At 53.1% G+C, this 26869-nt stretch carries 27 protein-coding genes and 1 tRNA gene; 7 read left to right on the forward strand and 21 right to left on the reverse strand.

What is annotated here, in order from left to right; genetic code table 11:
- Window positions 1-10 precede the first annotated feature (10 nt).
- Window positions 11-2308: an ATPase, T2SS/T4P/T4SS family gene (locus tag AACZ64_RS04955; RefSeq protein WP_293614185.1), complete on the reverse strand. Its 2298-nt coding sequence runs from the start codon at window positions 2306-2308 to the stop codon at window positions 11-13.
- A 161-nt stretch (window positions 2309-2469) separates the two neighbouring features.
- Here AACZ64_RS04955 and AACZ64_RS04960 point away from each other — a divergent pair, with 161 nt between their 5' ends.
- The gene (locus AACZ64_RS04960) at window positions 2470-3105 is read left to right on the forward strand and encodes a class I SAM-dependent methyltransferase (protein WP_272980970.1); all 636 of its coding nucleotides are present in this window, start codon (window positions 2470-2472) and stop codon (window positions 3103-3105) included.
- Window positions 3106-3110: 5 nt separating this feature from the next.
- Here the strand turns inward: AACZ64_RS04960 and AACZ64_RS04965 are convergent, their stop codons facing one another.
- The 6 genes from AACZ64_RS04965 to AACZ64_RS04990 all read right to left on the reverse strand — a co-directional run bounded on the left by AACZ64_RS04965 (window position 3111) and on the right by AACZ64_RS04990 (window position 7897).
- Complete coding sequence (locus tag AACZ64_RS04965) at window positions 3111-4040, reverse strand: ribose-phosphate diphosphokinase (protein ID WP_036859688.1); 930 nt, start codon at window positions 4038-4040, stop codon at window positions 3111-3113.
- Window positions 4037-5548 (reverse strand): thymidine phosphorylase family protein, encoded by a 1512-nt coding sequence (locus tag AACZ64_RS04970; protein ID WP_036859690.1) that lies wholly within the window; start codon window positions 5546-5548, stop codon window positions 4037-4039. The genes AACZ64_RS04965 and AACZ64_RS04970 overlap by 4 nt, the downstream gene beginning before the upstream one ends.
- 152 nt (window positions 5549-5700) lie before the next feature.
- Window positions 5701-6357, reverse strand: coding sequence for a DoxX family protein (locus tag AACZ64_RS04975; protein ID WP_036859692.1), 657 nt, complete (start codon window positions 6355-6357; stop codon window positions 5701-5703).
- A 98-nt stretch (window positions 6358-6455) separates the two neighbouring features.
- On the reverse strand, window positions 6456-6788 hold the full coding sequence (locus AACZ64_RS04980) for a hypothetical protein (RefSeq protein WP_036859694.1): 333 nt from the start codon (window positions 6786-6788) through the stop codon (window positions 6456-6458).
- A 276-nt stretch (window positions 6789-7064) separates the two neighbouring features.
- Entirely contained in the window at window positions 7065-7295 is a 231-nt protein-coding gene (locus AACZ64_RS04985; protein ID WP_036859696.1) for a hypothetical protein, read from the reverse strand.
- Window positions 7289-7897 (reverse strand): sigma-70 family RNA polymerase sigma factor, encoded by a 609-nt coding sequence (locus AACZ64_RS04990; protein WP_293614184.1) that lies wholly within the window; start codon window positions 7895-7897, stop codon window positions 7289-7291. Before AACZ64_RS04990 ends, AACZ64_RS04985 begins: the two co-directional genes overlap by 7 nt.
- Window positions 7898-8099: 202 nt before the next feature.
- On the opposite strand from AACZ64_RS04990, the gene AACZ64_RS04995 reads away from it, so the two are divergent.
- The 5 genes from AACZ64_RS04995 to AACZ64_RS05015 are packed head-to-tail and all read left to right on the forward strand — an operon-like array spanning window position 8100 to window position 10705.
- Window positions 8100-8261, forward strand: a complete 162-nt coding sequence (locus AACZ64_RS04995; protein ID WP_339639747.1) for a hypothetical protein — start codon at window positions 8100-8102, stop codon at window positions 8259-8261.
- A gap of 33 nt (window positions 8262-8294) precedes the next feature.
- Window positions 8295-9020 carry an SDR family NAD(P)-dependent oxidoreductase gene (locus AACZ64_RS05000; RefSeq protein ID WP_293614183.1) on the forward strand — a complete coding sequence of 242 codons (726 nt, stop codon included), beginning with the start codon at window positions 8295-8297 and terminating at the stop codon, window positions 9018-9020.
- 30 nt (window positions 9021-9050) lie between these two features.
- Window positions 9051-9215 (forward strand): DUF2256 domain-containing protein, encoded by a 165-nt coding sequence (locus AACZ64_RS05005; protein WP_293614182.1) that lies wholly within the window; start codon window positions 9051-9053, stop codon window positions 9213-9215.
- Window positions 9216-9234: 19 nt separating this feature from the next.
- Window positions 9235-9651 carry a DUF3429 domain-containing protein gene (locus AACZ64_RS05010; RefSeq protein ID WP_339639748.1) on the forward strand — a complete coding sequence of 139 codons (417 nt, stop codon included), beginning with the start codon at window positions 9235-9237 and terminating at the stop codon, window positions 9649-9651.
- 19 nt (window positions 9652-9670) lie between these two features.
- Window positions 9671-10705 (forward strand): FAD-dependent oxidoreductase, encoded by a 1035-nt coding sequence (locus AACZ64_RS05015; protein WP_293614180.1) that lies wholly within the window; start codon window positions 9671-9673, stop codon window positions 10703-10705.
- A gap of 43 nt (window positions 10706-10748) precedes the next feature.
- Here AACZ64_RS05015 and AACZ64_RS05020 read toward each other — a convergent pair whose 3' ends face one another.
- The 3 genes from AACZ64_RS05020 to AACZ64_RS05030 are packed head-to-tail and all read right to left on the reverse strand — an operon-like array spanning window position 10749 to window position 13149.
- Entirely contained in the window at window positions 10749-12095 is a 1347-nt protein-coding gene (locus AACZ64_RS05020; protein ID WP_293614179.1) for a HAMP domain-containing sensor histidine kinase, read from the reverse strand.
- A complete protein-coding gene (locus AACZ64_RS05025; protein ID WP_293614178.1) occupies window positions 12092-12763 on the reverse strand; it encodes a response regulator transcription factor in 672 nt (223 codons plus the stop codon). The genes AACZ64_RS05020 and AACZ64_RS05025 overlap by 4 nt, the downstream gene beginning before the upstream one ends.
- Window positions 12760-13149: a PepSY domain-containing protein gene (locus AACZ64_RS05030; RefSeq protein ID WP_293614177.1), complete on the reverse strand. Its 390-nt coding sequence runs from the start codon at window positions 13147-13149 to the stop codon at window positions 12760-12762. The genes AACZ64_RS05025 and AACZ64_RS05030 overlap by 4 nt, the downstream gene beginning before the upstream one ends.
- A 165-nt stretch (window positions 13150-13314) precedes the next feature.
- Here AACZ64_RS05030 and AACZ64_RS05035 point away from each other — a divergent pair, with 165 nt between their 5' ends.
- Complete coding sequence (locus AACZ64_RS05035; protein ID WP_293614176.1) at window positions 13315-13776, forward strand: hypothetical protein; 462 nt, start codon at window positions 13315-13317, stop codon at window positions 13774-13776.
- A 71-nt stretch (window positions 13777-13847) separates the two neighbouring features.
- On the opposite strand, the gene AACZ64_RS05040 is transcribed toward AACZ64_RS05035, so the two are convergent.
- The 11 genes from AACZ64_RS05040 to AACZ64_RS05090 form a co-directional block, all read right to left on the reverse strand.
- Entirely contained in the window at window positions 13848-14726 is an 879-nt protein-coding gene (locus AACZ64_RS05040) for a mechanosensitive ion channel domain-containing protein (RefSeq protein ID WP_293614175.1), read from the reverse strand.
- 209 nt (window positions 14727-14935) lie between these two features.
- The gene (locus AACZ64_RS05045; protein WP_339639749.1) at window positions 14936-15328 is read right to left on the reverse strand and encodes a lysozyme inhibitor LprI family protein; all 393 of its coding nucleotides are present in this window, start codon (window positions 15326-15328) and stop codon (window positions 14936-14938) included.
- Between the two features lie 197 nt (window positions 15329-15525).
- The gene (locus tag AACZ64_RS05050; protein WP_293614174.1) at window positions 15526-16221 is read right to left on the reverse strand and encodes a redoxin family protein; all 696 of its coding nucleotides are present in this window, start codon (window positions 16219-16221) and stop codon (window positions 15526-15528) included.
- A gap of 3 nt (window positions 16222-16224) precedes the next feature.
- A complete protein-coding gene (locus AACZ64_RS05055; protein WP_293614173.1) occupies window positions 16225-16551 on the reverse strand; it encodes a hypothetical protein in 327 nt (108 codons plus the stop codon).
- A gap of 237 nt (window positions 16552-16788) precedes the next feature.
- Entirely contained in the window at window positions 16789-18177 is a 1389-nt protein-coding gene (locus AACZ64_RS05060; protein ID WP_293614172.1) for a hypothetical protein, read from the reverse strand.
- A gap of 350 nt (window positions 18178-18527) precedes the next feature.
- Window positions 18528-19751, reverse strand: a complete 1224-nt coding sequence (locus AACZ64_RS05065; protein WP_293614171.1) for a hypothetical protein — start codon at window positions 19749-19751, stop codon at window positions 18528-18530.
- Between the two features lie 10 nt (window positions 19752-19761).
- A complete protein-coding gene (locus AACZ64_RS05070) occupies window positions 19762-21324 on the reverse strand; it encodes an MBOAT family O-acyltransferase (protein WP_293614170.1) in 1563 nt (520 codons plus the stop codon).
- Between the two features lie 928 nt (window positions 21325-22252).
- Window positions 22253-22329: transfer RNA gene (locus AACZ64_RS05075), tRNA-Ile, on the reverse strand.
- 123 nt (window positions 22330-22452) lie between these two features.
- Complete coding sequence (gene rpoD / locus AACZ64_RS05080; RefSeq protein ID WP_293614169.1) at window positions 22453-24270, reverse strand: RNA polymerase sigma factor RpoD; 1818 nt, start codon at window positions 24268-24270, stop codon at window positions 22453-22455.
- Window positions 24271-24378: 108 nt separating this feature from the next.
- Complete coding sequence (gene dnaG / locus AACZ64_RS05085) at window positions 24379-26301, reverse strand: DNA primase (RefSeq protein ID WP_293614168.1); 1923 nt, start codon at window positions 26299-26301, stop codon at window positions 24379-24381.
- 112 nt (window positions 26302-26413) lie between these two features.
- Window positions 26414-26863, reverse strand: coding sequence for a GatB/YqeY domain-containing protein (locus AACZ64_RS05090; protein ID WP_293614167.1), 450 nt, complete (start codon window positions 26861-26863; stop codon window positions 26414-26416).
- Window positions 26864-26869 lie beyond the last annotated feature (6 nt).

Consider the following 26869-nt stretch of genomic DNA (forward strand, 5'->3'; position numbering starts at 1 on the left):
GATCAATGTCTCAGGAGGGTTTTTCCCACTGCCAGCGGGCTTCGGGTGCCATCCGCTCGGCCGGGAGAATACGGGGCAATTCGGAGAGAGGAATGTTGCCCTGGATAACGTGGTCCAGAGCGCTGTCGCGCATGGTTATCAGTCCGCAGTCCAGTGCCAGTTTGCGCAGCTCTCCCACCGGAATCTGGCGGGCGATGGCATTGCGCAACTCCGGGTCGATGTGCAGGTATTCCACAACCCCCATGCGGCCGTGGGTGCCGCTGTCATTACACTGCTCACAACCCTTGCCGATAAAGGAGCGGAAACTGTGGGGGGTGCCATCGGGAAACACCTCCCGAAGAATGGCCTCATCCGGCTCTGCCGGAACCCGGCAGTTGAGGCAAATACGTTTTGCCAGCCGCTGGGCGATTACCGCCAGCAGTTCACTGGCCAGTGAGTTCGGGTGAACACCCAGGTCATAGAGCCGTTGCATGGCGTCGACAGCATCGTTGCAGTGGAGCGTGGAGAGCACCACATGACCGGTCTGAGAGGCCCGCATGGCTTCGACAGCGGTTTCGTTGTCACGGATTTCACCCACCAGGATCACATCCGGATCCTGACGGACAAAGGAGCGCATGGCATCAGCAAAGCTGAAGCCGATCTCCGGCCTGACCCGGGTTTGCTGGATGTTGGTAATGGAGTATTCGATCGGGTCTTCCACGGTAATCACTTTTCGGGCGCCATCATCGGCCAGTAACTGCAGGCCGGCATACAGTGTGGTGCTTTTGCCCGATCCGGTGGGGCCAACCACCAGTACCAGACCCGCAGGGTTGCGCAGTAGCCGCCGGTAGTTGTCTGCAATGGCACTGGACAGCCCTAGCTTGTCAATGCTGATCAGCTCCGAATTCTGCGGTAACAGGCGGATCACCACATGCTCGGCGTGCAATGAGGGCTGTACCTGAATCCGCAAATCGAACAGCGCGTCTCCCACCCGCAGTCGCGAACGGCCACCTTGGGGCAAACGGCGTTCGGCGATATTCAGGTCGGCGCGGAGTTTGATCACGTTGATCAGACCGCGCAGTTCGCCGGGAGTGATCTCGTAGTGCGGCAGGTCACGCAGTTCACCATCCACCCGCAGGCGGATTCGCACGGTGCGATGATACTGCTCAATGTGCAGGTCGCTGGCGCGCTCGGCCACGGCATCGAGCAACATGGCTTCAAACAGCGAAATCAGGTGGGCACCCACTTCCGGCCTGGCCTTGCCCAGCAGGTCCTGATCTTTTTCTGCAAGGACCTTTTCCTCATAGTCGGGCAGGGGGGTGGTGTGAGCCTGAACCGATAGGTCGGTGGCGGACCAGAGGCGTCTGAAATCCGTTGGTGTGACCAGGATTTTTACTAGCCTGTGCCGGGGGAAAACCTGCTGGATTTCATCCATCGACGCATCCGGATCACTGGTGGCAACCCGGAGGGTGTCGTGATCAGTGAACAGAGGGATCAGGCGGTCATGATCGAGAAAGGCCTGGGAAAACCGGTTGAAAATGGCGGGGTCCAGTCGCCTGAGCAAAATATCGACATTACCCAGCTCCAGGTTGTAGCGCTTGGCCAGGGAGCGGTATAACGCCAGATCATCCACATTTATCAGTTGTCGGACTTCATCGATAATCAGAGTGTTGTTGGTTTTTGCGCGGATTTTCGCCTCGTTGAGAATTTCCCGGTTGACGATGCCGAGTTCAATCAGGGTCTGGTCACTTTTGTTGTCGAAGCTCACCAGCCCCTGTTCAATGCGATGGATTTTCTGCTGTTCGTCCTGAACGTACTTGACCAGTTTCAACAGTGTCGATTCCGTTCGTTCAACAGATACCAGCTGACCACCCGGGGCCAATTGGTGGAGCAGGGTCGAGAGCGTCTTGAGGCCGGGCGTGGTGACCATGATGATGTCAAAGGGCGAAAACTGTGCCGAGCCCTCTTCGCCTTCGCCGTGCAGTACAATGACATTTTTCAGTTGCAGCTGGCTGAGCTTGTCCATTGCGGCATCGGCCAGGGTGGCGACCTTTTCGATACCGACGACCTTGCTGGCGATTTTGGCCAGCACCGCACAGGGGTAGCCCAGCCCTGCACCCACATGCAGGACCCTGGGGTAGTTCGGCAAAGTCAACACACTGAATATCTGTTTCAGTACTTCTGTGGTGGGAATACTTTCCCCCGCCACCAGCGATCCATTTTCGCAATTGATAAAGTGCTGTCGGTCAATTGTCTCTAGGGCCGCCTCGAAACGTGGATCAATTTTGCGATTGGCAGGATTGCCCTGTTGGGTGGTGGATATTTTCATAATGTCTGCTCTAACCACGACAGTGACAGAACCGGAGGGCTTTCCCGGTGAATTATTATTCGGCTATTAAACGTAGCACTTTGCAGCGGTTGATAACAGTGCCTGGCACTTCGTGAATCGAAAGGTTTACCGGTGATCGGGTCTGGTTTAGTCTGCTGTTCATGCGTTTCGACAAGAAGTATAAAATTCAGCTGACCGACAGCACTTTCCGGCGCATGGACGAGGCCCCGGATGACCAGTTCTACCGGATTCCGCGCTTTGTCAGCCATATTGATCCCGATGCGATTGACCGGGTGACTGAACTGTACCGCGAATACCTGTCTGCCGACACGGCGGTGCTGGATTTGATGAGCAGCTGGCTCAGCCATCTGCCCGAGGAGCTGGCGCTTGGTCGCGTGGTCGGTCTGGGCATGAATGACCGGGAGATGGCGCGGAATCCACAGCTCGACCAGTGGGTGGTGCATGATCTGAACCGTGAACCTTCACTGCCGTTTATTGACGGGGAATTTGATGCCGTATTGATCTGTGTCTCGATTGATTATCTGACGAATCCTGTCGCGGTGCTGCGGGATGCGGGTCGGGTGCTCAAGCCAGATGCCCCGTTGATTATCACCTATTCAAATCGCTACTTTGAGTCGAAGGCGACTGCTGCCTGGTTGTATCTTAATGATGAGCAGCGCGCCTATCTGATCAAGACCTTTCTTGAGGAGGCCGGTTGCTACCGGCAGATTGAGCTGATGGACCGGAGTCCTCCGTGCGGCGACCCGTTGTTTGCCGTTGTTGCCAGGGTGGCCTGAACCCTTTACCTGTTGCCAGAACCCTGATTGCCCCCGATTCCCGAGCATCGCTGAATGGCGGGAACCAGCAGGGGAGTCACATCAATACAGTTGGTGGCATGGGGGATGGTGTTGCAGGTGGCCAGTTCCGTCAGGCCGGACTGCAACAGCAGCTCATCGACACGGTCGGCAAAAATACCGTGGATCGCCGCGCATTTAACCCGGCTTATACCCTGTTGCCGGACTGCCTGTAGACACTTCAGGATGGTTTGGCCACTGGAGATGACATCATCGATGATTACTGCTGTTCGATCCTGATAGCCTGCAAGGTCGGGAAGTGTGACTACCACATCCCGGTCGCCGTGCCGCTGCTTTTCGCCGATCACATAGGGATGGCCACTGGCCAGGGCAACCCGCGAGACCCACTGTTCACTCTCGCTGTCCGGCCCGATCAGTAACAGGGAGGATTGATTGGTCAGCCAGTCAGTGAGAGCTGTTGTGCCTTCAACCCTGACACTGGGTACGGTGTAGATATCGGCCAGTGAATGGTAGCGATGAAGGTGTGGGTCCACTGTCACCAGCCAGTCGATATGGGTCGACAGCAGGCGGGCAAACAATCGTGAGGTGACTGCCTCGCCATTATGAAAACGGCAGTCCTGACGCATGTAACACAGGTAGGGGGCGACCAGGCCCACCGAACTTGCTCCCAATTCCCGCAGGGTTTCCAGCAGAAATATCAGCGGAAGCAATTTATCATTCGGGTTGGCCAGGTTTGCCACCACAATGCAGTGGTGGCCGGCCACCGGTATGGCAACCTTGAGATAGGTTTCCCCATCCGGAAACAGGCGGGTCTCGAGCGTTCCCAAGGTCGCTGCCAGTTCGCGGCAGAGGGGTACCAGCAGGGGATGGTCATCAAGGGAGAACAACAGGGGTGGATGTTGGTCGGCAGGGTTCATGACGACTCCCCAATCGTAAACACAGGGCCATTATCCCGGTAAAAAGCCAGCGCATAATCCTGTTCTCCCTGACTCTCTGAAAAGAGGGTAAAGAGTGCCTGTCCTTTTGTGACAGGCTCCCCCAGTGAGGCCGCCAGACGAAGCCCCGCTGCCGGATCGGTCGGCGCTCCAGCCAGTTTCGCCACTCTGGCGAGCCTGCGATTGTCGATTGCCGTGACCACGCCGTCCCGATCGGCCACCTCAATATGCCGGAAACGGGCCGTGGGCAGGGTTTTCAGCCCGCCCTGGGCCTTGGCGATACGTTGAAACTGTCGCCATGCCTGCCCGCTGTCCAGTATTTCCGTGGCCTGATCGATGCAGGTTGCAACGCCGTTGGCCTGGGCCATATCCAGCAGGTTGGCGGCAAGAAACAGCGAACGTTGCCGCAAATCCTGAGGTGCGTCGGTCTGGCATTGTAGTACGGATAAAATATCCCGGGCCTCCTCAACCGGGCCGATGCCATAGCCGATTGGTGCACTGCCATCCGTAATCAAACAGCGCAGCTGAATGCCACAGGCCGCGCCCACCAGGGTGAACATGGATGCCAGCTTTTCGGCTTCGTCCTGGGTTCTGATTTTTGCTGTTGCGCCAACGGGGATATCGATTACCGCGTGGGTTGAGCCAGCCGCTATTTTTTTGGATAACACTGACGCGATCATCTGGCCTTCGCCATCCAGGTCCAGTGCCCGTTCTACCCGGATCAGCAGATCATCAACCGGACTCAGGCTAACTCCGCCGCCCCACACCAGACAGGCATCGGTGGCACCGACCACATGGCGGATTTCCTCCAGCTTGAGGTTGACGTTGGTCAGAGTATCCATGGTGTCTGCGGTGCCCGATGGCGAGGTGATCGCCCGCGAGGACGTCTTCGGGATAATCAATCCCGCTGAACTGACAATGGAAACAAGGATCGGTGTGGTGCGATTGCCCGGTAAGCCACCGATGCAATGCTTGTCGAAAATACGAAGGTGGCCCGGCCACTCGAGCCGTTTGCCGCATTCCACCATCGCCTTGGTGAGGCTGATAATTTCGTCTACGTCCAGTCTGTTGCCTGCACAGGCGCTGAGAAAACTGGCGATGGCAACGTCGGTGTAGTGGTGGCCGCTGATGTCCGTGATGATACTTTTGATTTCGGATTCGCTGAGCTTGTGACCGTAAATTTTCTTGCGGACCAGACTCAGTGAGTTCAGCAATGGCGCGTTATGTATCTTCACCGTGTCGCCACTTTTGATCTGTAAGTCATGCATGGCGACCTTTGACAGGCCTGCATAACCCTCAGGAAGAATGTGATTGTCCACCACATTCAAGGTGGCAATCAGCGAATGACCATTGCTTTTCAGTGTCAGGCGACTGCTCGCAGAGAACCCTTCCGACTGACAAACCGGCGAATCCTTGCGCATGTACACCACGGATTCCTGGTGGGTATCGATACCCATATCGACCACTTTGACAACATGGTCCACCTCCATACACGACTTCTCCTGAACAGCGATCATCAACGTCTGATACCGGCACTATTCTAGGGTAATTTTATCGCCAATCGGATATTTTCCTGTTTCGGAGTGGTGAGGGAGGCTGTGCTGGCCAACCATTGAGCAGCATAAGGGGTAAACGCCGGTCGTCAGTCCCTGTTATTGAGCCACCGGCGACCTATCCAGTAGTCTGCACTGCAGTAGCGGCCGCCGCCCGTAAAAAACAGTGACAGCAGCATGATAAAGTAGGTGGCTGCGAATTCGATGCCATTGTTCAGAATGACAATGTTGCCCTTGCCTGTAAGCCATGAGTAATTGCCGTGTTCCCGAAGAATCTGTCGGGCAGCTGATAATCGTTCACCCACTGCCTCGCTGTTTTCGAGACTCTGTTCCGCCGTCGGAATGCCGATGGCGGCCAGGGGGCGGGCCATACTGGTTGACGGGTCCGAGGGGGCAATCGCGAACCAGCCGTTGTGCCAGTGAACCGCAAAGGCGGCCACCAGCATGGTTGCCATCAGCGGGATGGCAATTAGCCGTGTCCCCAACCCGAACAACAGCAGCCATCCGCCAACCAGCTCTGTGGCGGTAGCCAGAACCGCCATCAGCCAGGGAAGAGGCAATCCCAGCCCCCAATCCGGGTTGCCCATCCAGCTGACTGTGCTCTCGAAGGCGAGCAGTTTGGTCAGGCCCGCCGTGATGAAAACCGGTGCCAGAAAAAGTCGCAGCAGCAGTGGGGCGAGAAAGTCTGCATGTCGCGCGACATTGAGTCCCCTGTTAAGCCGTTGAGTAATTGCCATTGTGGTCATGATGGTTTACCGGATTGATTGAATATCAGGAATTAAGGATGAAGGGCGACCACTTGGCCGCCCCCCCTGAAGCGTGAAATCAGCAGTAACCGGAAAAATTACTGTCCGCCACATTTTCCTTCACCACACTTTCCTTCACCGCGTTTGCCTTCTTCGGATTTCGGTGCAGGTTTTTCTTCACCGCACTTGCCTTCTCCACATTTGCCCTCTTCAGACTTTGGGGCAGCGTTTGCTTCACCGCATTTGCCCTCGCCGCATTTGCCTTCCCCGGGCTTGTCAGCGGCATGTTTACCGGCGAGCTGATAGCCATTGCCGAGATCGGTTGCAGCGAAGGGATTGTCGGCCATACTGGCCATGGGGAGTATCAGGCTGGTGGAAATAAAGGCCATACCAATGGTTGATTTGAAGGTGTTTTTTGTTGGTTGTTTCATAGTCAGTTCCTTGTTTCGTTAATGTAAGGTGTCCGCAATGAGATGCCGTCGGATGTTTTTTGTTACAGCGCATAACGGGTTTTGATGACATTTCTTTAACCGTTAATAGGATGTGATTGCCGGCTGCGTCTGCTCCGGCAACGTTTTCACGGTGAGGAAACACACAACAAATGTTGTCGGCAATCTGCCTAACTGATGCCGTTAAAAGGAATTTGTTACGGCTGCAGGCAGCGTTTGTGTTTCTTTTGCCGGAGCAGGGGGCTTTTGTTGCGGGGATTACAGGTTGTTGTGGGAATGAATACAGTCCATTACTTTGTGCACTTCCTCTTCCGTGGCTTTGTTGTGCATAAAGGGGATGGCTTCGACAAGTCTGTGCAGCTGTTTGAGATAGCGGCGACAGTGCCGACAGAGCAACAGGTGAATCTGCAGGGAGATACGTGTGGAAACACGCAAATCGCGATTCAGTAATTGATCCGCATTGTTCACAAAGTCGCGGCAGCTCAGCACTCGCCAGTCTCCTCATAATGGTCAACAAGTTTGAACAATTGTGTTCTCGCACGGTGCAGGAGCACTCGCGCATTGGATGCAGAAACCGTCAGTGCGTTACAGATTTCCTCAAAAGACAGTCCGCTGGCATCCCGCATTTCGAGAATACAACGCTGGTTGTCTGGCATGGCAGCTAGCAGTCGTTCCAGACATTCGGCCAGCTGCTCACCGGTCAGCAGGCTCTCGGGAGAATCTATATGCCAATGGGCCGGAGGGTGTTGCCAGTGGCCGCGCTCGGTAAACCTTTGTGTCAGGCCATCTTCTGTATTCTGGTTCTCGTCGCCGTGATCGCTGAACAACAATTCCCGTTTCCTTTGGCGCCGCTGCATTCTTGCTTCATTGATGGCGATACTACCCAGCCAGGTGCGAATCGCCGATTTCCCTGCAAAGCTGCCAATGGCCTGGTAGGCCTTCAGCCAGGCATTTTGCACCACTTCTTCGGCTTCGCTGATACCGACAATGGGCACCGTGAGGGCGATGAGGGCGCGGTGGTGGTCGCGAACCAGTTCTGCAAAAAGTACCGGGTCGCCGGATCTCAATTGTGCCAGTTTGTCTGTTTCCACGCGTTCAAAAAGCCTCGCCGATTGTTTCTCTCTGGCGCAATATGACCAGACAGGTTGTTACTCCCGTCAAGACTAAGCCATAGACAGTGACAAAAACCATGGCTTCACGATAAAAAAATTCACCTCCCTGCGGTGTATCGGGTCAGGCTGAACCGATCGGGACATGTCTGCGTACACTCACCCATTAACCAAGGACCAACCGATGCCTTCACCTACTGAACAGACCGTTGAAAGGTTGCCCTGCCGGGGCTGCATGCGGGATTGCCCGTATTTTTACGTATGTGAGGGCAAGCTCTGGCGCATGCCGGTTGATCGACAGGGGGTTCGGGTGGGCGATGAGGAAGATCTCCAGCCGGGTAGTTGATGACCGGTCATATCGGTCACGGGAGTCGCAGCAATGAGTTCAAAAGCCTTGGTGGTCGGTGCTTCCAGTGGCATTGCCCGGCGTTTGATTTGCCGACTCAGCGGCGATCAGCGCATTGCGAGGATTTACGCCGTCAGTCGCAGTCCCGCCGAGGTCGCTTTGCCGGCGCGAGTGAGTTGGCTGACGTGCGACTATTCAGAGGCGGGTATCGCCGAGACGGTTGCACTGCTCAATGGCGAACCCGGTGAGTTTTCACGGGTGTTTATCTGTAACGGTATGCTCCACGAGGGTGACAGGATTCGTCCCGAAAAGCGGCTTGAAGAGATAGATTTGTCCAGTATTGAAACGGTGTTTAGGGCCAATACGTTCACACCCCTGTTGTGGTTGAAGCATCTCGTGGGTTCCCTGCGCAGTGAACAGATCTGCACCCTGACACTATTCAGTGCCCGGGTTGGCAGTATCAGTGACAATAAGCTGGGTGGCTGGTATGGCTATCGAGCCTCCAAGGCGGCCCTGAATATGCTGGTTCAGACTGCTTCAGTCGAATACGCCAGGCGGGCAAAAAATGTCCAGTTGGTGGTCTTCCATCCAGGCACCACCGACACAGCGCTGTCCAGACCGTTCCAGGGCAATGTGCCGGAAGGCAAACTGTTTTCTGCCGATTTTGTGGCGGAACAGCTACTGTCCATTGTTGAAAATATGACACCGGTCGGGCACGCGCTATACCTTGATTGGCAGGGCAGGGAAATCCCCTGGTGATTGGAATGGTGAGGCGAACGGGTTGGCAGCATGCCGGAAAAAGCTGATCTGCCCGGCAAAATCTGTGTGGTCTGCCGTCGGCCTTTTCATTGGCGGAAAAAGTGGTGGCGCGTCTGGCAGGATGTGAAATATTGTTCCGAAAGGTGTCGGCGCAGCCGGGGCAAGAGCATCAGAGAGAAAACCATTGAGCAATAGTTCGACAAGCAAAGAGATTGTGGCCAGGCTATTCACCTACGGTGGCGTACTGCCATTTCTATTTCCTCTCTGTTACCGGCTGTTCACAGGGAGCAGCACATTGCTTGCCGTTGATGTCCAAAATCTGTTGATGGCCTATAGTGCGGTGATTGTCGCTTTTATTGCCGGTATTCACTGGGGTGTCTTTTTGTTCAGGCAATGCTCACTGAACCTGTTCCTGCACAGCAACATCGTTGCCTTGCTGTCCTGGTTATCCCTCCTGTCGACCCTGTTGTGGGGTGTGGTGATATTGCTGTTTTGCTTCCTGTACCTGCTGTGGATTGATACGGTTCTGGTCAGACAGCAACTGCTCGAACCCTGGTTTTACCGGCTCAGGGTACGTGCCAGTGCGTTGGCCCTGTTATCCCTGGTCAGTTATGCAGTGATTGCACTGTGATACCGGGGGAAGACGCGGGATGATACCTTCTGTAACCGAGCTCCCCCGTCTGGCGATTATCGGAGCTGGCCTGTCCGGGTTGACCCTGGCGGGTGAGCTGGATGGTTTTGCCGAGGTGACGGTTTTCGATAAGTCTCCGCGCGTCGGTGGGCGTATCGCCACACGTACCGGGGAGTGCTTCCAGTTTGATTACGGTGCGCAATTCTTCACTGCCCGCTCAGTTGCCTTTCAGAACTACCTGAAACCACTGATTGCCACAGGCCGGGTGGCCGAATGGCACCCGCGGGTCATCACATTGGGAGACGACCGAAAATCCTATCGGCGTGACTGGTTTGAACCCCACTATGTGGCGGTTCCCGGCATGAATACCCTATGCCAGCTTGCCGCCGAGGGCAAAAACCTGATGGTTGATACTGCGATTGCGTCACTTGAAAAAACCATCGCCGGTTGGTTGTTGCGGGATCGCAACGATACCTGCCACGGTCCTTTTGACTGGGTCGTTTGTAGCATGCCAGCGCCACAATCTGCGGCACTGCTGCCGTCAGCCTTTACCGGTTACGAGCAGGTGACCAACACGGCAATGCTCGGTTGTTACAGTCTGCTGCTGGGCTTTGCCGAACCGCTTCAGAGTCTGTGGCAGGCGGCGGTAGTGAAGCATTCTCCCATTGGCTGGCTGGCGTTTGAGTCATCCCGTCCCGGTCGCACTGGCGGTTGTGGCCTCATGGTGCATTCAACCAATACCTGGGCCGAGCAGCATCTGGATAGCGATTCCCGGCAGGTTCAGCGGGCCCTGTGGCACGAACTGGAACGGCTCATGGCTAAAACGCTGCCGAAGCCAAAGTACTCTCGACTGCATCGCTGGCGCTACGCCAATACCGTGCCAATACCCGAAGCAACAGACAAAGCAACACCTGAAGTATCGCCGGAAGCGGAGTGTTTAATGGATGAACAGTTGCAGTTGGGTGTCTGTGGTGACTGGCTGTTGGGTGGCAGGGCGGAGTCTGCTTACCTGAGCGGATTGGCGCTGGCGACTGGGCTGAAACAACGTTTTTAATCCCCGCCTGCGTTTGAGCTGGTTCCTGGACCAGTCGTCAATTTTAAGCAGCCAGGCAAGGCAGGCATACGGTTACCAGCAGACCGCCCATGGGAGACGGTTTTAATTGCAATTGCCCGTCATACAGTTGGATCAACTCGCTGACAATGGCGAGCCCAAGGCCCGAGCCAGAGCGTTGCTCATCCAGCCGGCCACCGCGTTGCAACGCTTCATCCCGGCTCTGGGACGACATCCCCGGCCCGTCGTCCATAATGCTGAGGTGCAGGTTGTCAGCTTCACTGTAGATCGCCATCACCACTGTCGATTTGGCCCAGTGCAGTGCATTTTCCAGCAGATTGCCGACAATTTCCTGTAGGTCCTGGGCATCGATTTGCAACTGCAGTGGTGGTACTTCGGGTTTTTGAAAGGCGATGTTCTTTCGTTCGGCCAATCGTGAAATACCGTTAAAGACAGGCTCAAGTGCCACCGATAGTGTCACTCTCGGCCTCAGCACCACTGGGCCAGCGGCGGAAGCCCGGGCCAGGTGGTGTCGCACAGCTTCGTTCAGTCGTTTCAGTTCGGATGCCATGATCTCGCGCTGACCGGCAGGCAGTTGCTCTGTTGTCGTCATCATTACACTGACCGGCGTTTTGATGGCATGGGCCAGGTTGCCCGCCGCGGTGCGGGCGCGGGACATCAACTGCCGGTCGCGTTCCAGTACGGTATTGATCGCGGTTGCCAGATTGTTCAACTCTTCGGGGAGGTCGGTATCGAGCCGCTCACAGTCACCCTTTTCCACCGCCTGCAGATTGCTTCGGATGCGTCTTAACGGTTCCAGTCCCCAGTGCAACTGACACCAGATGCCCAGCAGCAGCAAAATTCCCAGCGACACTAACGAGAGCCAGAGCAGTTGCTCAAAGCGGGCCAGCGCGGCATCCACTTCGCTGAGGTCAGCAGCCACGGCAACGTGCAGAGTGACAGGGAGCCTTGGCAGTCGTACATCCCGCTCCAGCTTGCGCAGGGTTTCCCCATTTGGGCCGGAAATTGTGCTGTATTGCAGTTGCGGGCCTGCTGCCAGAGGTAAGCGCTGATCCCATAGGGAGCGGGAGGTCAGAACCCGGGAGGCATTGTCGGAAACCTGCCAATACCAGCCGGAGAACACCTGATCGAAGCGGGCATCGCCGAGTCGCTGGTTGAGTGCCAGTGTGTCTGTTTGCTGGTCATATTCAATGCCGGCCAAAACCACGTTGAGCAGGGACTCCAGACGTTCATCGAATGCAGTATTGACGGCTTCGCGAAGATTGTAGGAGAGCAACAGACCGGCAACCGGGATAACGAGTACCACCAAAATCAGCGAGGTGGCCAGCATGCGGGAAGCTATCGGCAGTTTGCGCAGGAGGTGCCGGTTCATGGGTCGGTCGGATGGTCCGGTAAACAGTAGCCCTGTCCTCGTACTGTGCGGATTGAGTTGCTGTCCAGTTTTTTCCGCAACCGGCTTATCTGTACATCAATGACGTTCGAGTCCGGTTCCTGATCCTGGTCATAAACATGTTCCGAAAGTTCGGTTCGGCTCACGACCCGGGGCGCTGCGTGTATCAGATAGGAGAGCAGACGGAATTCCTGCGCCGATAACGACACGGGCATACCCAGGTAGGTAAATCGGCCCGTGTGGGTGTCCAGTGTCAGGTCGCCCACTGTAATAATCGGGTGGGCATGCCCGTGGCTGCGGCGAATCAGTGCCCGCAGGCGGAGTAATACCTCGGCTGTTTCAAAGGGTTTGGTCACATAATCATCGGCACCGGCCGAAAACCCGGCGGCTTTGTCTGACCAGCGCTCCCTGGCCGTGAGGATGAGGACAGGCAGGTCCATACCGCGGGCGCGCCACCCCGAGAGCCACTGTACACCGTTGCCGTCCGGCAGGCCGAGATCAAGGATGATGGCATCGTAACATTCGACACTCACCTGAAAGTCAGCAGTTTTGCCGTCAGGCGCTATCTCAATCAGTACACCTACATTCCGCAGAGCTTCGGCGAGTGCCTCTGCAAGGGGCTGGTCATCTTCAACCAGGAGGACTTTCAAGGGCGGGTCATCCCACGAATATTGCTGCCTTCAATACCAATCAGCTCCCCCGTGGCGGCATTCACGTCAAACTCGACCACTTGCCCCTGTGGTCCGAGTAGTTCTATTTCGTAGATTATCACGCCGTTCTCATCCTCCAGGTCCACATCGATAACCTGGCCATCATAGCGCGTGTTAAGGCTTGCCAGAATCTCATTGAGAGGCTTGATTTTGCCCGCTTGAACATCTTCGTGGAGCCGTCGCCAATCATCATCGTCACTCCAGCCGGGACTGATAAAGCCCAGTGTCAGAATGGCTGCCAGAAAATAGCGGCCCCTGCATCGCGGAGAGCGGTGTCGGTAGTGATGGGCGAGTGACAGGCAATGTTGGCTGAAAACATGTTTCATGAAGGACATTCTGCCAAAGAGAACATGAATGGACTATGAACAGGTTACTCAGGGTGCTGTAAGGATGGCTTTGTTACTGTGCCTATCAAGCGGGTCAGCTCACGTTCTGGATTTCCCCCGGTGCTTTATCTGGCCCTGTTTTGATCAATCAATCCGGAGGTTTATATGAAACTGTTACTTACAACACTGACGATTGCGACACTGGCTGTGACCCCTTTTGCCTATACAGCTGACCCGGCGGGCAATATCAGTCAGGCGATCAAAGTTGGCTCAGATTATGGCATCACACATTTCACCAGTATTGAGTTTGAAGGCTCCGGACGTATGGAAATTGAGGGCTGGATAGATCAGGACTGGCATGTGGAACTTGAAACCGGTGCCGGTAGTCCAGACCTCGTTCATGAAGAACGTGAAAAACGTCTCAACGGTACCTGGGGCATGACAGCTGACGATCTGTTGCTGTATACCAAAGCGGCTGCTGAGGCCGGCATTGTTGACATCGAAGAAGTTAAAATCAATCGAAGAGATAGGATCGAGGTTGAAGGTGACGATGCGCGTGGTCGCGATCTCGAGGTCTATTTTCAAAGAGGTAATCAGGAGCCTGTAAAGGTTAGCCGCGACGACTGATTCGGATTGGGACTTCCGTCTGAAATGACGATAGCCTGAGCCAGGCCCGCCACACCAGTGGCGGGCCTTTTTTATTTCTCGCGGACAGTTTGTTGCCCGGAGGACTTGCTGGAAAAGTCGTTGTTGGCAAACACTTCCGAAAGAATGAGCTGTTCGAGATAGCTTCGTTGACCGGTCTTCGTCGGGATTCGGATCACCAGATGGATCTCCTCGGCTGCCGGCACCTGAATCGTCACCCGAGGATCCACCGACGGCATTTCCAGCCCCCGTCGTTCACCAATTTTGTTCATGTGACGGCGTACGGACTCCAGGTAGGGTTGGCAATGACGGTTGGCCGCTGCGAGAAAGGCCTCCTGAGCAGCGCGCCAGTTATCCTCGCGCATGAAGGGCACAGTGAACACATGGAAGTCGTACCGCTCGGAAAAGGTTTCGTTGACTACCGGCTCAGAGAGAAATATCGCGTTGGGTATCACGATCACGTGGCCGGTGCGTTGGTGGACGCCGGATCCGGGGCCCACTTCAAGAATGGTTGTGGTCAACAGGCTCTGGTCGATGACATCTCCGCGAAAATCCTTGATCTGAATCCGGTCGCCAATGTTAAAGGACCCTGAACCACCTTTCAGAAGAGAGCCGGTGATACACGAGATCAGCTCCTTGGTGGCGACTACAAAGGCCACGGCAATAGCCAGAATGGATAATGCTAGAGTGCGCAGCTGGTCCCCCCAGATAATTGCCAGCCCCAGCAGTATCAACAACAGAAAGCCGTTGCGCGTATTGGCCAGCAGGCGACCTTTCAGCTCCGGAGCCTTCACTTTGTGCCGAATAAAGCGCGCGGTGAGCGTCCTGAGAATAATGATTGCCGCAAGCAAAAAACCGGTATTCACCAGCAGACCCGTCACCGAGTCTGAAAGGGTAAAGTTTTCGGCTAGAAGTGTTAGCTGATCGAACATACTTTTGACCAATGGGTTCGAGCCTCCTTGCAGAAAAGGGGCTGATTAAAATAAAAATGGATGATGGTTCATCGCTGATAGTCGGTGGTTTATGTCCGACTATTACCGATCCAGTGTCAGCCAGAATATAGTATGAATCCCTGTATGTATGCCAGATACTGAATGTTGAGGGGCGTTATGCTGGGGAAGATCAGGTTACTTGCCAATCGCTACTTTCCAATGTTGGAACAATCCCTCTGGATAGAGTAACTGTGGATAATTGAGCCTGAGCAAATGTCACCGTCTTCATGTCCGTTCAACCACTCTCTCAGAAACTCAATGCGGGCCAGTACAAGTCTGGATTCAAACCCGCTGGCACACATCGGGTAAACACTACCGTATTGTAGGCATTTATCCTCGAGCGGATATTTCAGCTCCATATTGGCTTTCACGCTCTCTTCCCATGCTTTTTGGGAAACGTCGAGTTTTGTCAAAAATTCTGGGCTTGCTGATTTGTAAGCGTGCCTGATTTTTTCAAGCATGCTCTCAAGCGTGCGTCTCGCCGTTAGCAAATTGATACCTGCACACTGATTTATTTCTAACTGCGTTTGCGCGTTTGCCATGCATGAAGGTAGCTCATCACTGTAAGTGTGAAATGCTATTAACAAAGCGGTAAGGCTAAATAAGAACCTCATTGCCCGGTTCTTCTCCTAAATAATGTCGCCAGGCAGCCATACACATATAGCAGGGTAGCTACAATTTGTTTTGTTAGGGGTGGCTCACCTGAAACTGTTTCGGTCAACATCCTGTTGGTGAAGTTCTATTTCTTTAGGTAAGAAATCATTGTGTCCACATCACTGCACTCAAATGGGTCATCTGGGCAATCATCCATCATCCCAGTTTCAGCAAAGAGTTGCTTTATTTCTCCATCAACTACATGGGCAGAATAACGCCATGACACCTCACCCGGCCCTTTTTTAACCAGCATTCCCATCAGGCGAGTAAAATTTCCATGTGAATCAGGCAGCATTTTTACATGTTTAAGACCTAAATTTTTTGCCCACTGAAGCATGGTAAAAGGAGCGCTAACGCTCAGGCAGTACACGTCATCAACACCCAGTGATTTCAGTTCCTCATACTTGGCATCATAGTCAGGCAGATGATTGCGGGAGCTGGTTTCAGTAAATACAGCCGAGAGTGAAAATATAACGACATTTTTACCCGAAAATACGTCTTCCGTTGAAATATCCTTCCAGATAAATGGGCTTCTCCCGCCAACGCTTTCGCCACGGACACGCGTTTTGAATATCACACTGGGTACTTTATTGCTCATAATTTGCCTTTGCCTAGGATTTACGATTGGAAGAGGAAAGTCATTATCACGCTTACCGTGAGTTGTTTCCATCAATCTGAAAAAGTCACCCGAATGAAAATTTGGCCACGCTTCGTGGAAACGGGGTAGAACTCCTTGCATAGCCGTATTAAAACCTTTGGTGTCACCTAGAGTGTGAGACATCAACTACTTCTCAACGGGCAGAAATAGCTTCTCAGCTCGAAGTGCCGCCGCCAAGAAGCCGTGGTTGTTAGAGCCTTTGGATTGATAGAGTGGTTTGAAGATGATGGCCTTGAAGGGATTAACAGGGAAGGTTGTTGCGATGGTGTCCAGAATATCACTCAAGGGTATCCATTCATTTGAGAAGAAACCACCACCGGAGTTGGCAGTGATACGGAAATGAAAGGATTTTGAGTTGTCGTCATAGCCGACGTGGTAGGTGAGGGAGCTTGGGGACTTAGGGGAGAGTTTCGAGGATGTGGATTTTTTGATGATGCGGAAGGTATTTGTCATGGTTATTGCCTCTTATTGATTGATAAAGTGTGGAGAGGCTTTCTCCATATAAGATACCCAAAGTCCCGCAGTTGTTGGTGATGGTAGAACCCGTTTTCTTGTGACAGTAAATGAACCGCTCCGCCCAGTGAATGCAGGTGTTTTCTGTGATATAAGGCCAAGCTGTTATAGAGCCATAGGCTTTTGAATTAACCGTTATACGTGTCGAGGTAAGCCTTGATCAAGAACTGGACTGTGTTATTGCGGGGAGTAAAGCTTAATCACTAACTCCTGATAGCCTTGACTGGACTTTCGTCTCAACCCGTCAATAGTAAGTAGTCCGTCCAAAGCAATTGTAGTTGTTCCACGCTGTTGCCCAAACTGCCACTGCACTTCATCTCCAGGCTGGAAAGTGAAGTTTTTTACATGTCTTAGGGTAACGGAAAACATCACCTGTTGAGGCTGATCGGGCAAATCAGAACCAAGATTCGTCATGGCCCGGTATTGCAAGGGAATCACGATACGGTCGGCTTGATCCACTATCGCTTTATGGTTCCAAGTAATGCCTCGGTTGTGATAACCACGCAATCTACCGTGGTAGTTTGAAGTATTGTTGGTAATCACCGGCAGTATCTTGTCCAGCGTTGCATCTTGATTGGGGTCAGTCCACAACTGCATGTTCAGAGAGTAGCCGGCTTCACTAATGCCGTGTCCGCTTAACAGCCAGGTAGCAGAGCAACTGATTTTTCTCTGCTCACAGATTTGAAGAAACTCTATGTCAAAGCGACCAAGCGAGTCATTGGAGCCGCCCCGCCACATGAAGTGAATGTCCTTAACCTTGTCATATTGCAGGCGAATATCCACGGAGTCATAAAGCTCCGGGTTGACAGCTTTGGTGCCCCACGCGCGTTTAACTGCGCGTTCTCCGTTCTTGGGAATCATCATCCTGGCAATAATGCCATCCACAATGGCAATCTTGTCCTGATACTTAGGCAAGATCATAGACTGGTGCATTACACCTGCGCCTCCAAGCGACTTACCTACCAGATAGATACCTTTGCCCAGGTCGATCTTGTCCGAGTATTTATCCATAATATAGTCAATGCCCAGCGCAATCTGACGACCATTGTAGTTGGCTATAGTGCCAACTTCATTTCCTGAGTACAGCCACCAGCCGGTATATCCGTTATTTCCCCACTGCTGTTCCATTGGGTGTATCTCAACGGTGTCTTGACGGAATGCAAAGGATGATGGGCCTGTGACATATGCCCCATTGGCGCTATCGGGGTGTAGATAAACCCGCACCCTGGCGTCTTGGAAGTTATCTTCCCTTGGAATCATATACGAGATAGGAAAGTCTTTGTCATAGGGGGTGTAGTATGGCTCTGTAGCAATATTTACATCACAAAAATACCACCTGGCACCCGCGCCGTTCTGGAACGTGGGCGTGTCCGGACAGTGAACGATTTTTTTCCAGTTTGGAGGCGCATTTTCAGCTAGCTGGGGATTGGTTTTCTGGGGTAACCCGACACTATCACTCGAAGAACAGCGCTCATTCCCATGATCGTCACAAGAATATTCCCGCGGTTCTTTTTCAGACTGTAGACGTATGGCCCGATATGTCTCCCAGGAATTATCACCAGCCATAACTCCATGAGGCACTCCCAAGTACATGGCACACAATAATATGTTTAACAATCTCAAAAATTGGAATGTACGCAATGCTACCTCCAGACACTCCAACGGGAATTACCGAAACAAAAAATAATTCTATACCCAAAATTTGTAGTTACTATCAGGGCGAGTTCAATGAACTTTGAACCACCACTAGTTTTCATCCTCATATGGCAGCGGGAATTGCTCATCCAGCGCAGCTGGCGATCACTGTCAGTGATTTCATGATAATACTCAAAATGCTTAATCATCCTAGATGAGTGTCCAGTAAAAATCGACTCACTCCGTCAGAACCTTCAGCTCTTCGCTAGTGCTGCCACGCTCTACTGACTTTCTGGTAACGCATCTATATCGATATTTAGTGATTGCTGAAGCGCCTGCCAGTCGTCGCGGGTATCACTCAATAGTGAATAATGTGCCTCGGTTACCGCTTCGATAGCACCCTTTGTGAGGGGGGTCCCGAACTGTGATATAGCCTTGCCTGTCGCAAGAGATTCCAATATTTTATCTCCTAGATCACGGCGGTAGTGAGCGGGTTCCCAGTACCACTGCATGGCGCGATTTGAGCCAACCGGCACAGGTTCCTGTATGAAGATGGATGGGCCACTGAAATCCCACAAATTAAAGTTTGCTCCGCTCTCCTCGACCACCTTCAGCAACTCGTATTTCCATGCGATAAAATCTTTGGTCATGCTCAGGTCATTAAGCAAGTGGAGATAACTGAAATGGTACGGGCTGATAAACAACTGTACATGAATATCCTGCTCGGAAAGATCGGCAAGAAAATCGGCAAGAATACCGTATTGAGGTGAGCGCTGTCCGGTATCAGAGTCGATAGTCATGAGGTCTCGACCTCTCATGTTTCCGTCGAGCCCTTCCAACTTTTGCACGAACAACGCGTTGATGCCTTCATGGCGCAGTATGTTGACGTAACTCGCCGGATCATTGAAGCCGGTCGGGTCGATACTGTTTACGGCTGCGCTTTGCTGAAAGACTGTGCGTACGCTATCGAGTAAGCCATCAAGTGAAAACAGCAGGGCGGACTTTTCGCGCAGCCGCATCGCACGACCAGACCAGCCGGGGGTATACAGCGGCAGCCTTAACAGGTAGTCCGGTGCTGCGTCTTCGATATGAGGCTCGGAGAACCGAGCATGGCGCACCAGAAAATCCAGGTAGTCCACACTCATGATGACCCGTTTCAGACTTGGCGTGGTGTCAATGGTATTACGCGCGTAGTCGGTTTGTAGACGAATTCCTGCGCCAGGCATGGCCTGGTTGTAGACTCTAGCACTGTCAAAGGAAGGGTGTTCGGGGTGGAGAGCCATTTCAGCTCGAGAGTTTCCTACAATCAGCACCTGAGGCGCGAATTCCGGGGCCCGGTAAGCCTTTATTACCCTAACCCGATCTCCGGAAGCAGGTTTGGTGCTATTAATCCCTACAATTACTGGAGACCAGTACATGCCATATGGGTCGATAAACCAGTTTACCGCACAGACTATTGCAATGACGACAAAAGTACAGATGAAGAAGCGATTCAGATAAACCATGCCTTATCTCCTAAAACTGGAAGTACAGAAATTCGCTTACCTGAAACAGGGTGAGGAACCCGAGTGCAAGGCAGGCTGCGCAGGTTATTGCCCACCCAATGCTCTCTTTCCATTGCAGTTTGCACACCCGGGAGAGCATTGGCCACACGCTATCAGTGGTATCAAAGTGCTGGTTACGCAGTGAGCACCTGACCCAGTTGAACATGTCCTGGACATTGGGCATCACCAGAACAATGATCAGCAGGGCCATGATCCAGAGCCAAGTGAGCACGAAAACCTGACCGCCGCCGAAAGCGACTTCCATGCCGAGAGACTGAAGGAGTACCCCTACGTCGCCGAGGCGTGCCATTATGCCTTGGGGAAGGGTAAAACCATGTAATCCGATCATACTTTGCAGTAGACCAATGGCCCCTTCAAAGGTGGTTGCACGGAAGAAAACCCAACCCACAACAACGCAAAGCATGGTCATCAGCCAGGCGAGTGCGGAATACGCAGAACCAGAAGGACTCAGGGATAGCTTTGACAACAAAGCTTGCCACATCTGATGGAGAATGAGGTACAGGCCATGCAGGCCGCCCCATATAATAAAGTTCCAGCCGGCGCCGTGCCATAAACCACCCAGTAGCATGGTCGTCATCAAGTTGGCGAAGCGCCGTGTCCTGCCACGCCGGTTGCCACCCAATGCGATATAGACATAGTCGCGAAGGAAATGAGACAAGGTGATGTGCCAACGTCGCCAGAATTCGGAGATACTGGCGGCTTTGTAGGGAGAGTAGAAATTCAGTGGTAGTACAATGCCGAACATGCGTGCCAGACCTATAGCCATGTCCGAATAGCCTGAAAAGTCAAAGTAGAGTTGAAAGCTGTATGCCAGCGCGCCTCCCCAAGCAGTAAAAAAATCGACAGTCTGCCCGCTGTCTGCGGCATTGAATACCGGGTTGGCGTAGGAAGCAATCCCATCGGCCAATACCGTTTTCTTGAACAATCCAATGGCAAAAATACTCAAGCCTATCGCGAAATGATTCGGTTTCAGGCAAAAGGGGGTTGTCCGCATGAATTGTGGCAGCATATCTCGATGGTGAACGATTGGACCTGCGATCAACTGTGGAAAGAAGGAAACGAAAAGCGCGTAGTGCAAGAATCTGTATTCTCGGGTAATGCCTCGGTGAGAATCTACCAGATAAGCAATCTGTTGAAACGTGAAAAAAGAGATCGCCAGAGGCAGTAGAATATCACCCAATGACCAGTGGGTGGCGAGCAGAGAGCTCACGTTGGATACAAAAAAATTGGCATATTTATAGTAGGCGAGCAGTCCAAGGTTTACCGTAATGCCAAAGGCAAGCAAGCCCTTGTGACTGCGCTGACCGAGGCGCTTGCCCACCTGAAAATTGAACGCCATGGAGAACAGAATCAGCAACAGGTAAATGGGGTTCCACCATGAATAGAAACCTAGGGAGCAGAGAACAAGTAACCCGATAGCTGCCTCGTTGCCAAAATAGCGCGCGCTGAGAAAAAATAGAGCCAGTGTTGTGGGCAGGAAAAAAAGTAGAAATTCAAAAGAGTTGAACAACATTTACACGCTTCTCTTAGCTTGTGCGTGGTACCGCATTTGACTCGTCTCCAGTTTTGTATCAACCAGAGGCGCGCCTCAGAACAAGAAGCGTGTAACCATCCGCGGAGTCAAGTGCCAGTTCCGGTATCATGAGCAATTCTACCTCGAGGGTAGCAACCTGGCCTCCACTGAAAACAGGTTGTTTTCCCCGTTGGCAAAAATTTTATGCTTCTCATATGACCAGCGATAAGCCACGTTATCCTAGGCCCACTTCAAATAAACCAGATGGTCAATACTCATCTGTTTGGCGTCAAAGAATATCTTTCCGGTGTAGGGATCATTCCAGATTACTGTACAAGTATTGGTGCCGGCCTGGACTGTGCTGGTCGATATCTCTATTAGAAGTTCATGACGAGTATTGAGGCAGTCTTGATCTTCATCAGCCCACTCGTCAAAGAGCGAGCGGTCATACTTGGGCGTCTCTCCGGATAGACACGCAGGCCAAGGAATGGCTGCTATTAAAAGCACCGTGAGAAATCGTGTCATTCTTTTTTTTGACCATAAATATTCAAATGTCGATGGGAAAATCTAGAGTGCGCGGCGGCTATCGTTAGCTTTCCCTATGATGAATACCCCAACCTACCCCTTTAATTTTTCTCGTAACGCTTTAAGTAAGGGGCGCGTCCCAGTGAATGATACGAACTAACTTGACCCGTTTGTTAGCTATTTGCCTATTTATGAGGCACCGGCTCTCGGACTGATATCGCTGTGTACGCGACCACTACCTCCCCACGAAAAAATAGTCCTAAAAATTAGAATTTTCTGGTAATCCAAAAGCAGAAGAGAAGGCATCTTATCCTGAATAAACGACAGGCACAAAAAAGGCCATCCGCTCTGTTCATAGAGTCGGATGCTCAGCTTATAGCGAGTCTATGAATTATAAAAAGAATGGTGGGCCTTGCTGGACTTGAACCAGCGACCAATCGATTATGAGTCGACTGCTCTAACCAACTGAGCTAAAGGCCCTTTGAGAGGCAAGGATAGCAGTATATATGTCATTGCTGTCCAGGGTATTCGTTCGCGTCTTGCCTTGCGCTGCCGGAGCGGGGGTTCTGTAACCGCCCCGGCAGGGATTATTTCAGCAACGGGTTATTCGTCCAGGAAGCTGCGCAAGTGATCGGAGCGAGTGGGGTGCCGCAGTTTTCGCAGCGCTTTGGCTTCGATCTGTCGGATCCGCTCACGGGTCACATCAAATTGTTTGCCCACTTCTTCGAGGGTGTGGTCGGTGTTCATGTCGATACCAAACCGCATCCGCAAGACTTTGGCTTCCCGGGCTGTCAGGTTGTTGAGGACGTCACGGGTGGACTCAGTAAGGCTCTCTGTGGTGGCGGAATCCACCGGGGACATGATGTTTACGTCCTCGATAAAATCGCCTAGGTGGGAGTCTTCATCATCGCCAATGGGTGTCTCCATGGAGATCGGTTCTTTGGCGATTTTTAGCACCTTGCGGATTTTGTCCTCGGGCATTTCCATTCTTTCGCCGAGTTCTTCCGGCGTGGGTTCGCGGCCCATTTCCTGCAGCATCTGACGGGAGATACGATTGAGTTTGTTGATGGTTTCAATCATATGTACCGGAATACGGATGGTGCGCGCCTGGTCGGCGATGGAGCGGGTGATGGCCTGACGGATCCACCAGGTGGCATAGGTCGAGAATTTGTAGCCGCGGCGGTATTCAAACTTGTCCACCGCCTTCATCAGGCCGATGTTGCCTTCCTGAATCAGGTCGAGGAATTGCAGGCCACGGTTGGTGTATTTCTTGGCAATCGAAATTACCAGACGCAGGTTGGCTTCCACCATTTCTTTTTTGGCGCGACGAGCCTTGGCCTCACCGATTGACATGCGGCGGTTGATGTCCTTGATCTGGCTGATGGTCAGGCCGGTTTTTTCTTCCAGCTGCATCAGTCGGCGCTGGGACCGCTGAATGTCCGGTTCTACCACGGCGATTGCAGCGGCATAGGGTTCCTTGCCTTTGGCCAGTCCGGTGGCCCAGCTTTCATCGGTTTCGTGGCCGGGAAACAGGCCGATAAAGTCGGTGCGCGGCATTTTTGCCTGGCGAATACAGAGCGCCATAACAGTGCGCTCTTCCGCACGAATAAGACTCAGGGCTTCGCGAACTGCCTCTGCCATGGGTTCGAATTGGCGGGGTGCCAGTTTCAGGAACTTAAAGTGTTCGCCCAGTGCAGACAGGTGCTGCTGGGTGCTTTTATGGGCCACGCCATAACGACTGATCGCCTTTTTGGCTTTGTTGTTCAGCTGCCGCAGGGTGTCAAAACGCTCTTTGGCTTCGATGGGGTCGAGACCCGTGTCTTCCGCCTCATCTTCGTCTTCGTCTTCCTCTTCCTTGTTTTTGGCCGCTTCGGCCTGGGCGAGGGCGGAGGGAACGTGGTCCATCGGATTCAGATAACCGATTAACACATCGCTGAGTTTGCGTTCCTCGGTTTCAATCAGGTCGTATTCAGCGAGGAGGTGGTCTACAGCGGCGGGCCATTCGGCAAGGGCTGCCATGAGTTCCCGGACGCCTTCCTCGATACGCTTGGCGATTTCTATTTCGCCTTCGCGAGTGAGTAGCTCCACCGAACCCATTTCACGCATGTACATACGAACCGGGTCGGTGGTGCGGTGTTGTTCTGTCTCGACAGCCGCCAGCGCTGCTGCGGCTTCGGCAGCGGCGATTTCATCGGTGGTGGAGTCACCGGAGGCGATCAGTAGCTGCTCGGCATCGGGTGCGGTTTCGTAAACGCTGATCCCCATGTCGTTGATCATCTGAATGATATCTTCTACCTGATCTGGATCGGAAATATCCTCAGGTAAATGGTCATTGACTTCGGCATAGGTCAAATAACCCTGTTCGCGTCCGCGGGCAATTAGTTCCTTGATCCGGGATTGATGCTGTGCGTTACCACTCATATACGATCTGCTGTCACGTTGGGGCAAAATAGGACGCCGGATTATACGGCAATAATCCGGCGCTGTCTTACCTGATTTTCGGTATAGCTGCAATTAGCCAGCTGTCGGTTATCTTGGCTTCGATTTTGCAAGGACTTGATTAAAAAGCGCTTTTACCTCATCTGTCCGTTGATCCGATGGCAGTTTCGACCAGGCATTATTCAGCTGCTTTAGGTCGTGGTCATCGACGGTTTCTCTGGTCGCCAGGAACTGAATCACCTGCAGTGGTTCAAGTTTCAGAATCGACTGGCGAAGTAGCTGATTCTGAATCTCCTGAAACTCTTTTTCATTGTCCCTGAGGCTGTTTGCCACGGGCCTGAGCAGATCGGTGGCGGCAATTTTGGCCAGTCGATCCGCTTGGGCGGGGTCATGCATTCCCCGCCAGTAACCCAGTATATGATTGAGGCTATACCCCGGGTTTTCAAGGATGAGTTCGACCAGTGGCACTAAAATATCCAATCCTTCGATATCGAGTTTGCGCAGGGTGTCCAAATCCGTGACCAATTTTGCCAATTCTGGATGGTTGGCCAGTAGGGCGATCAGCGTGTGCGCAGGCGGCATTTTGATTCGTTTCTGGTGGCCGGTCTGAACCGACTGGTTGCTGTTGCTGCGGGATGCAGGTTCTTCCTCAGGGTAAACGGGGTGCTCCCAATCCGGTTGTGGCGGCTGGTATACCGGTTTGCCTTGAGGTTCATCCGGCTCCATATAATCGCCCAGTGTGGCGATATCCAGACCAATTTTGTCGGCGACTGCCCTCAGCATCAGTTCGCGGAAGACGCCGCGCGGCATGCGTTTGATCATCGGCGCGGCCTGTTTCCACATCCTTGCCCGATTATCGGGGCTATCGGTGTTGAGGCCCAGCGCCATGGTCTCCATAAGGAACTCGGAGATAGGGGTGGCCGACTGCACGGTTTCAAGAAATTTATCCGGACCAATCTGTCGCACCGTAGAATCGGGGTCTTCGCCACTCTCCAGGAACATGAACCGTGCCGAGCGTCCGTCAATCATCAATGGCAGACAGGTATCCAGTGCCCGGCTGGCCGCACCGTTGCCAGCCGCGTCACCGTCAAAACAGAACACCACTTCGGGTGTGTAGCGGAACAATTTTTCCAGGTGGTCGGTGGACGCCGAAGTGCCGAGTGTGGCGACCACATTGAAGATGCCGTGCTCAAAAAGCATGACCACGTCCATATACCCTTCTACCACGAGCATAAAGGGGATCTCACGCAGTTCCTTGTTCGCCTCGTAGAGACCGTAAAGCTCCCGGCCCTTGTGAAACAATGGTGTTTCGGGTGTGTTCAAATACTTGGGTTTTTCATCTGTCAGGACGCGGCCACCAAAACCGATGGTACGACCGCGGATATCCCGGATAGGAAACATGATGCGGTGGCGGAAACGGTCGTAAACCTTGTGCTTCTCCAGCTGGTTGATGACCATACCGCTCTCTTTCAGCAGTTTGATATCGTGATCAGTGTGACCCATGTGGTTGAGCATGTTGTCCCAGCCGGGCGGCGCAAAGCCGATGCCGAACTTGCGGGCGGTCTCTCCGGAAACGCCGCGGGACTTCAGATAATAAACGGCTTCAAAAGCGAAGTGATGGTGTCGCAGGGCGTTGCGGAAAAAACGGTCCGCCTGCTCAACGGTGTGATAGAGCGCCTTGCGTCGTTCGGTCGCAGCATCGCTGGGCCCGGCTTCGCGGGGAACGTCCAGACCAGTCTGTTTGGCGAGGGTTTCAACGGCTTCCGGGAATGAAATTCTGTCAAAATCCATGACAAAGCCAATGGCATTGCCACCGGCGCCGCAACCAAAACAGTAATAGAACTGTTTGTCCTGGCTTACTGTAAACGAAGGGGTTTTTTCATCGTGGAAGGGGCAGCGGGCTGAGTGGTTTTTACCGGATTTTCGCAGGTCAACCCGACTGCCGACGACATCTACAATATCGACGCGATCCAGCAGGTCGTCGATAAAGGTTTGAGGAATCTTGCCGGCCATAGAAAATATCAGTGGTCAGTTAATAAACACTGGCCTGGCCGAAATACATGCATTTTTATCCGTTGGCCGACCAGAATGAACTTTACAGCTTAGCGGCAATATTGATCCCTATCTAGCCTAATTTTGCCTTTACCAGGCCGCTCACAGCACCGACATCCGCTCTGCCCTGGATCTGGGGTTTGAGTATGGCCATGACTTTTCCCATATCACGCATGGACTCAGCACCGCTTTCTGCAATCACGGCAGTGACCATGTCGGCCAGCTCTGCGTCGCTGAGCGGGGCGGGTAGAAATGCCTGAATGACCTCAATTTCTGCCTGTTCCTTTTCGGCCAGTTCAGAACGGTCGGCGTTTTCATACTGGGTGATGGAATCACGGCGCTGTTTTACCATTTTGTCGAGTACCGCCAATACTCTGGCGTCGTCCAGCTCGATACGTTCGTCCACTTCAATGCGTTTCAGCTCCGACAGAATCAACCGGATTGCGCCCAGCCTTTCCTTGGCCTTGGCGCGCATGGCCTCTTTCATTGCCTCGGTTATCTGCTTTTTCAGGGTATGGCTCATGATCTG

Source organism: uncultured Porticoccus sp., assembly GCF_963975625.1.
In the GTDB taxonomy this organism is placed as follows: domain Bacteria; phylum Pseudomonadota; class Gammaproteobacteria; order Pseudomonadales; family Porticoccaceae; genus Porticoccus.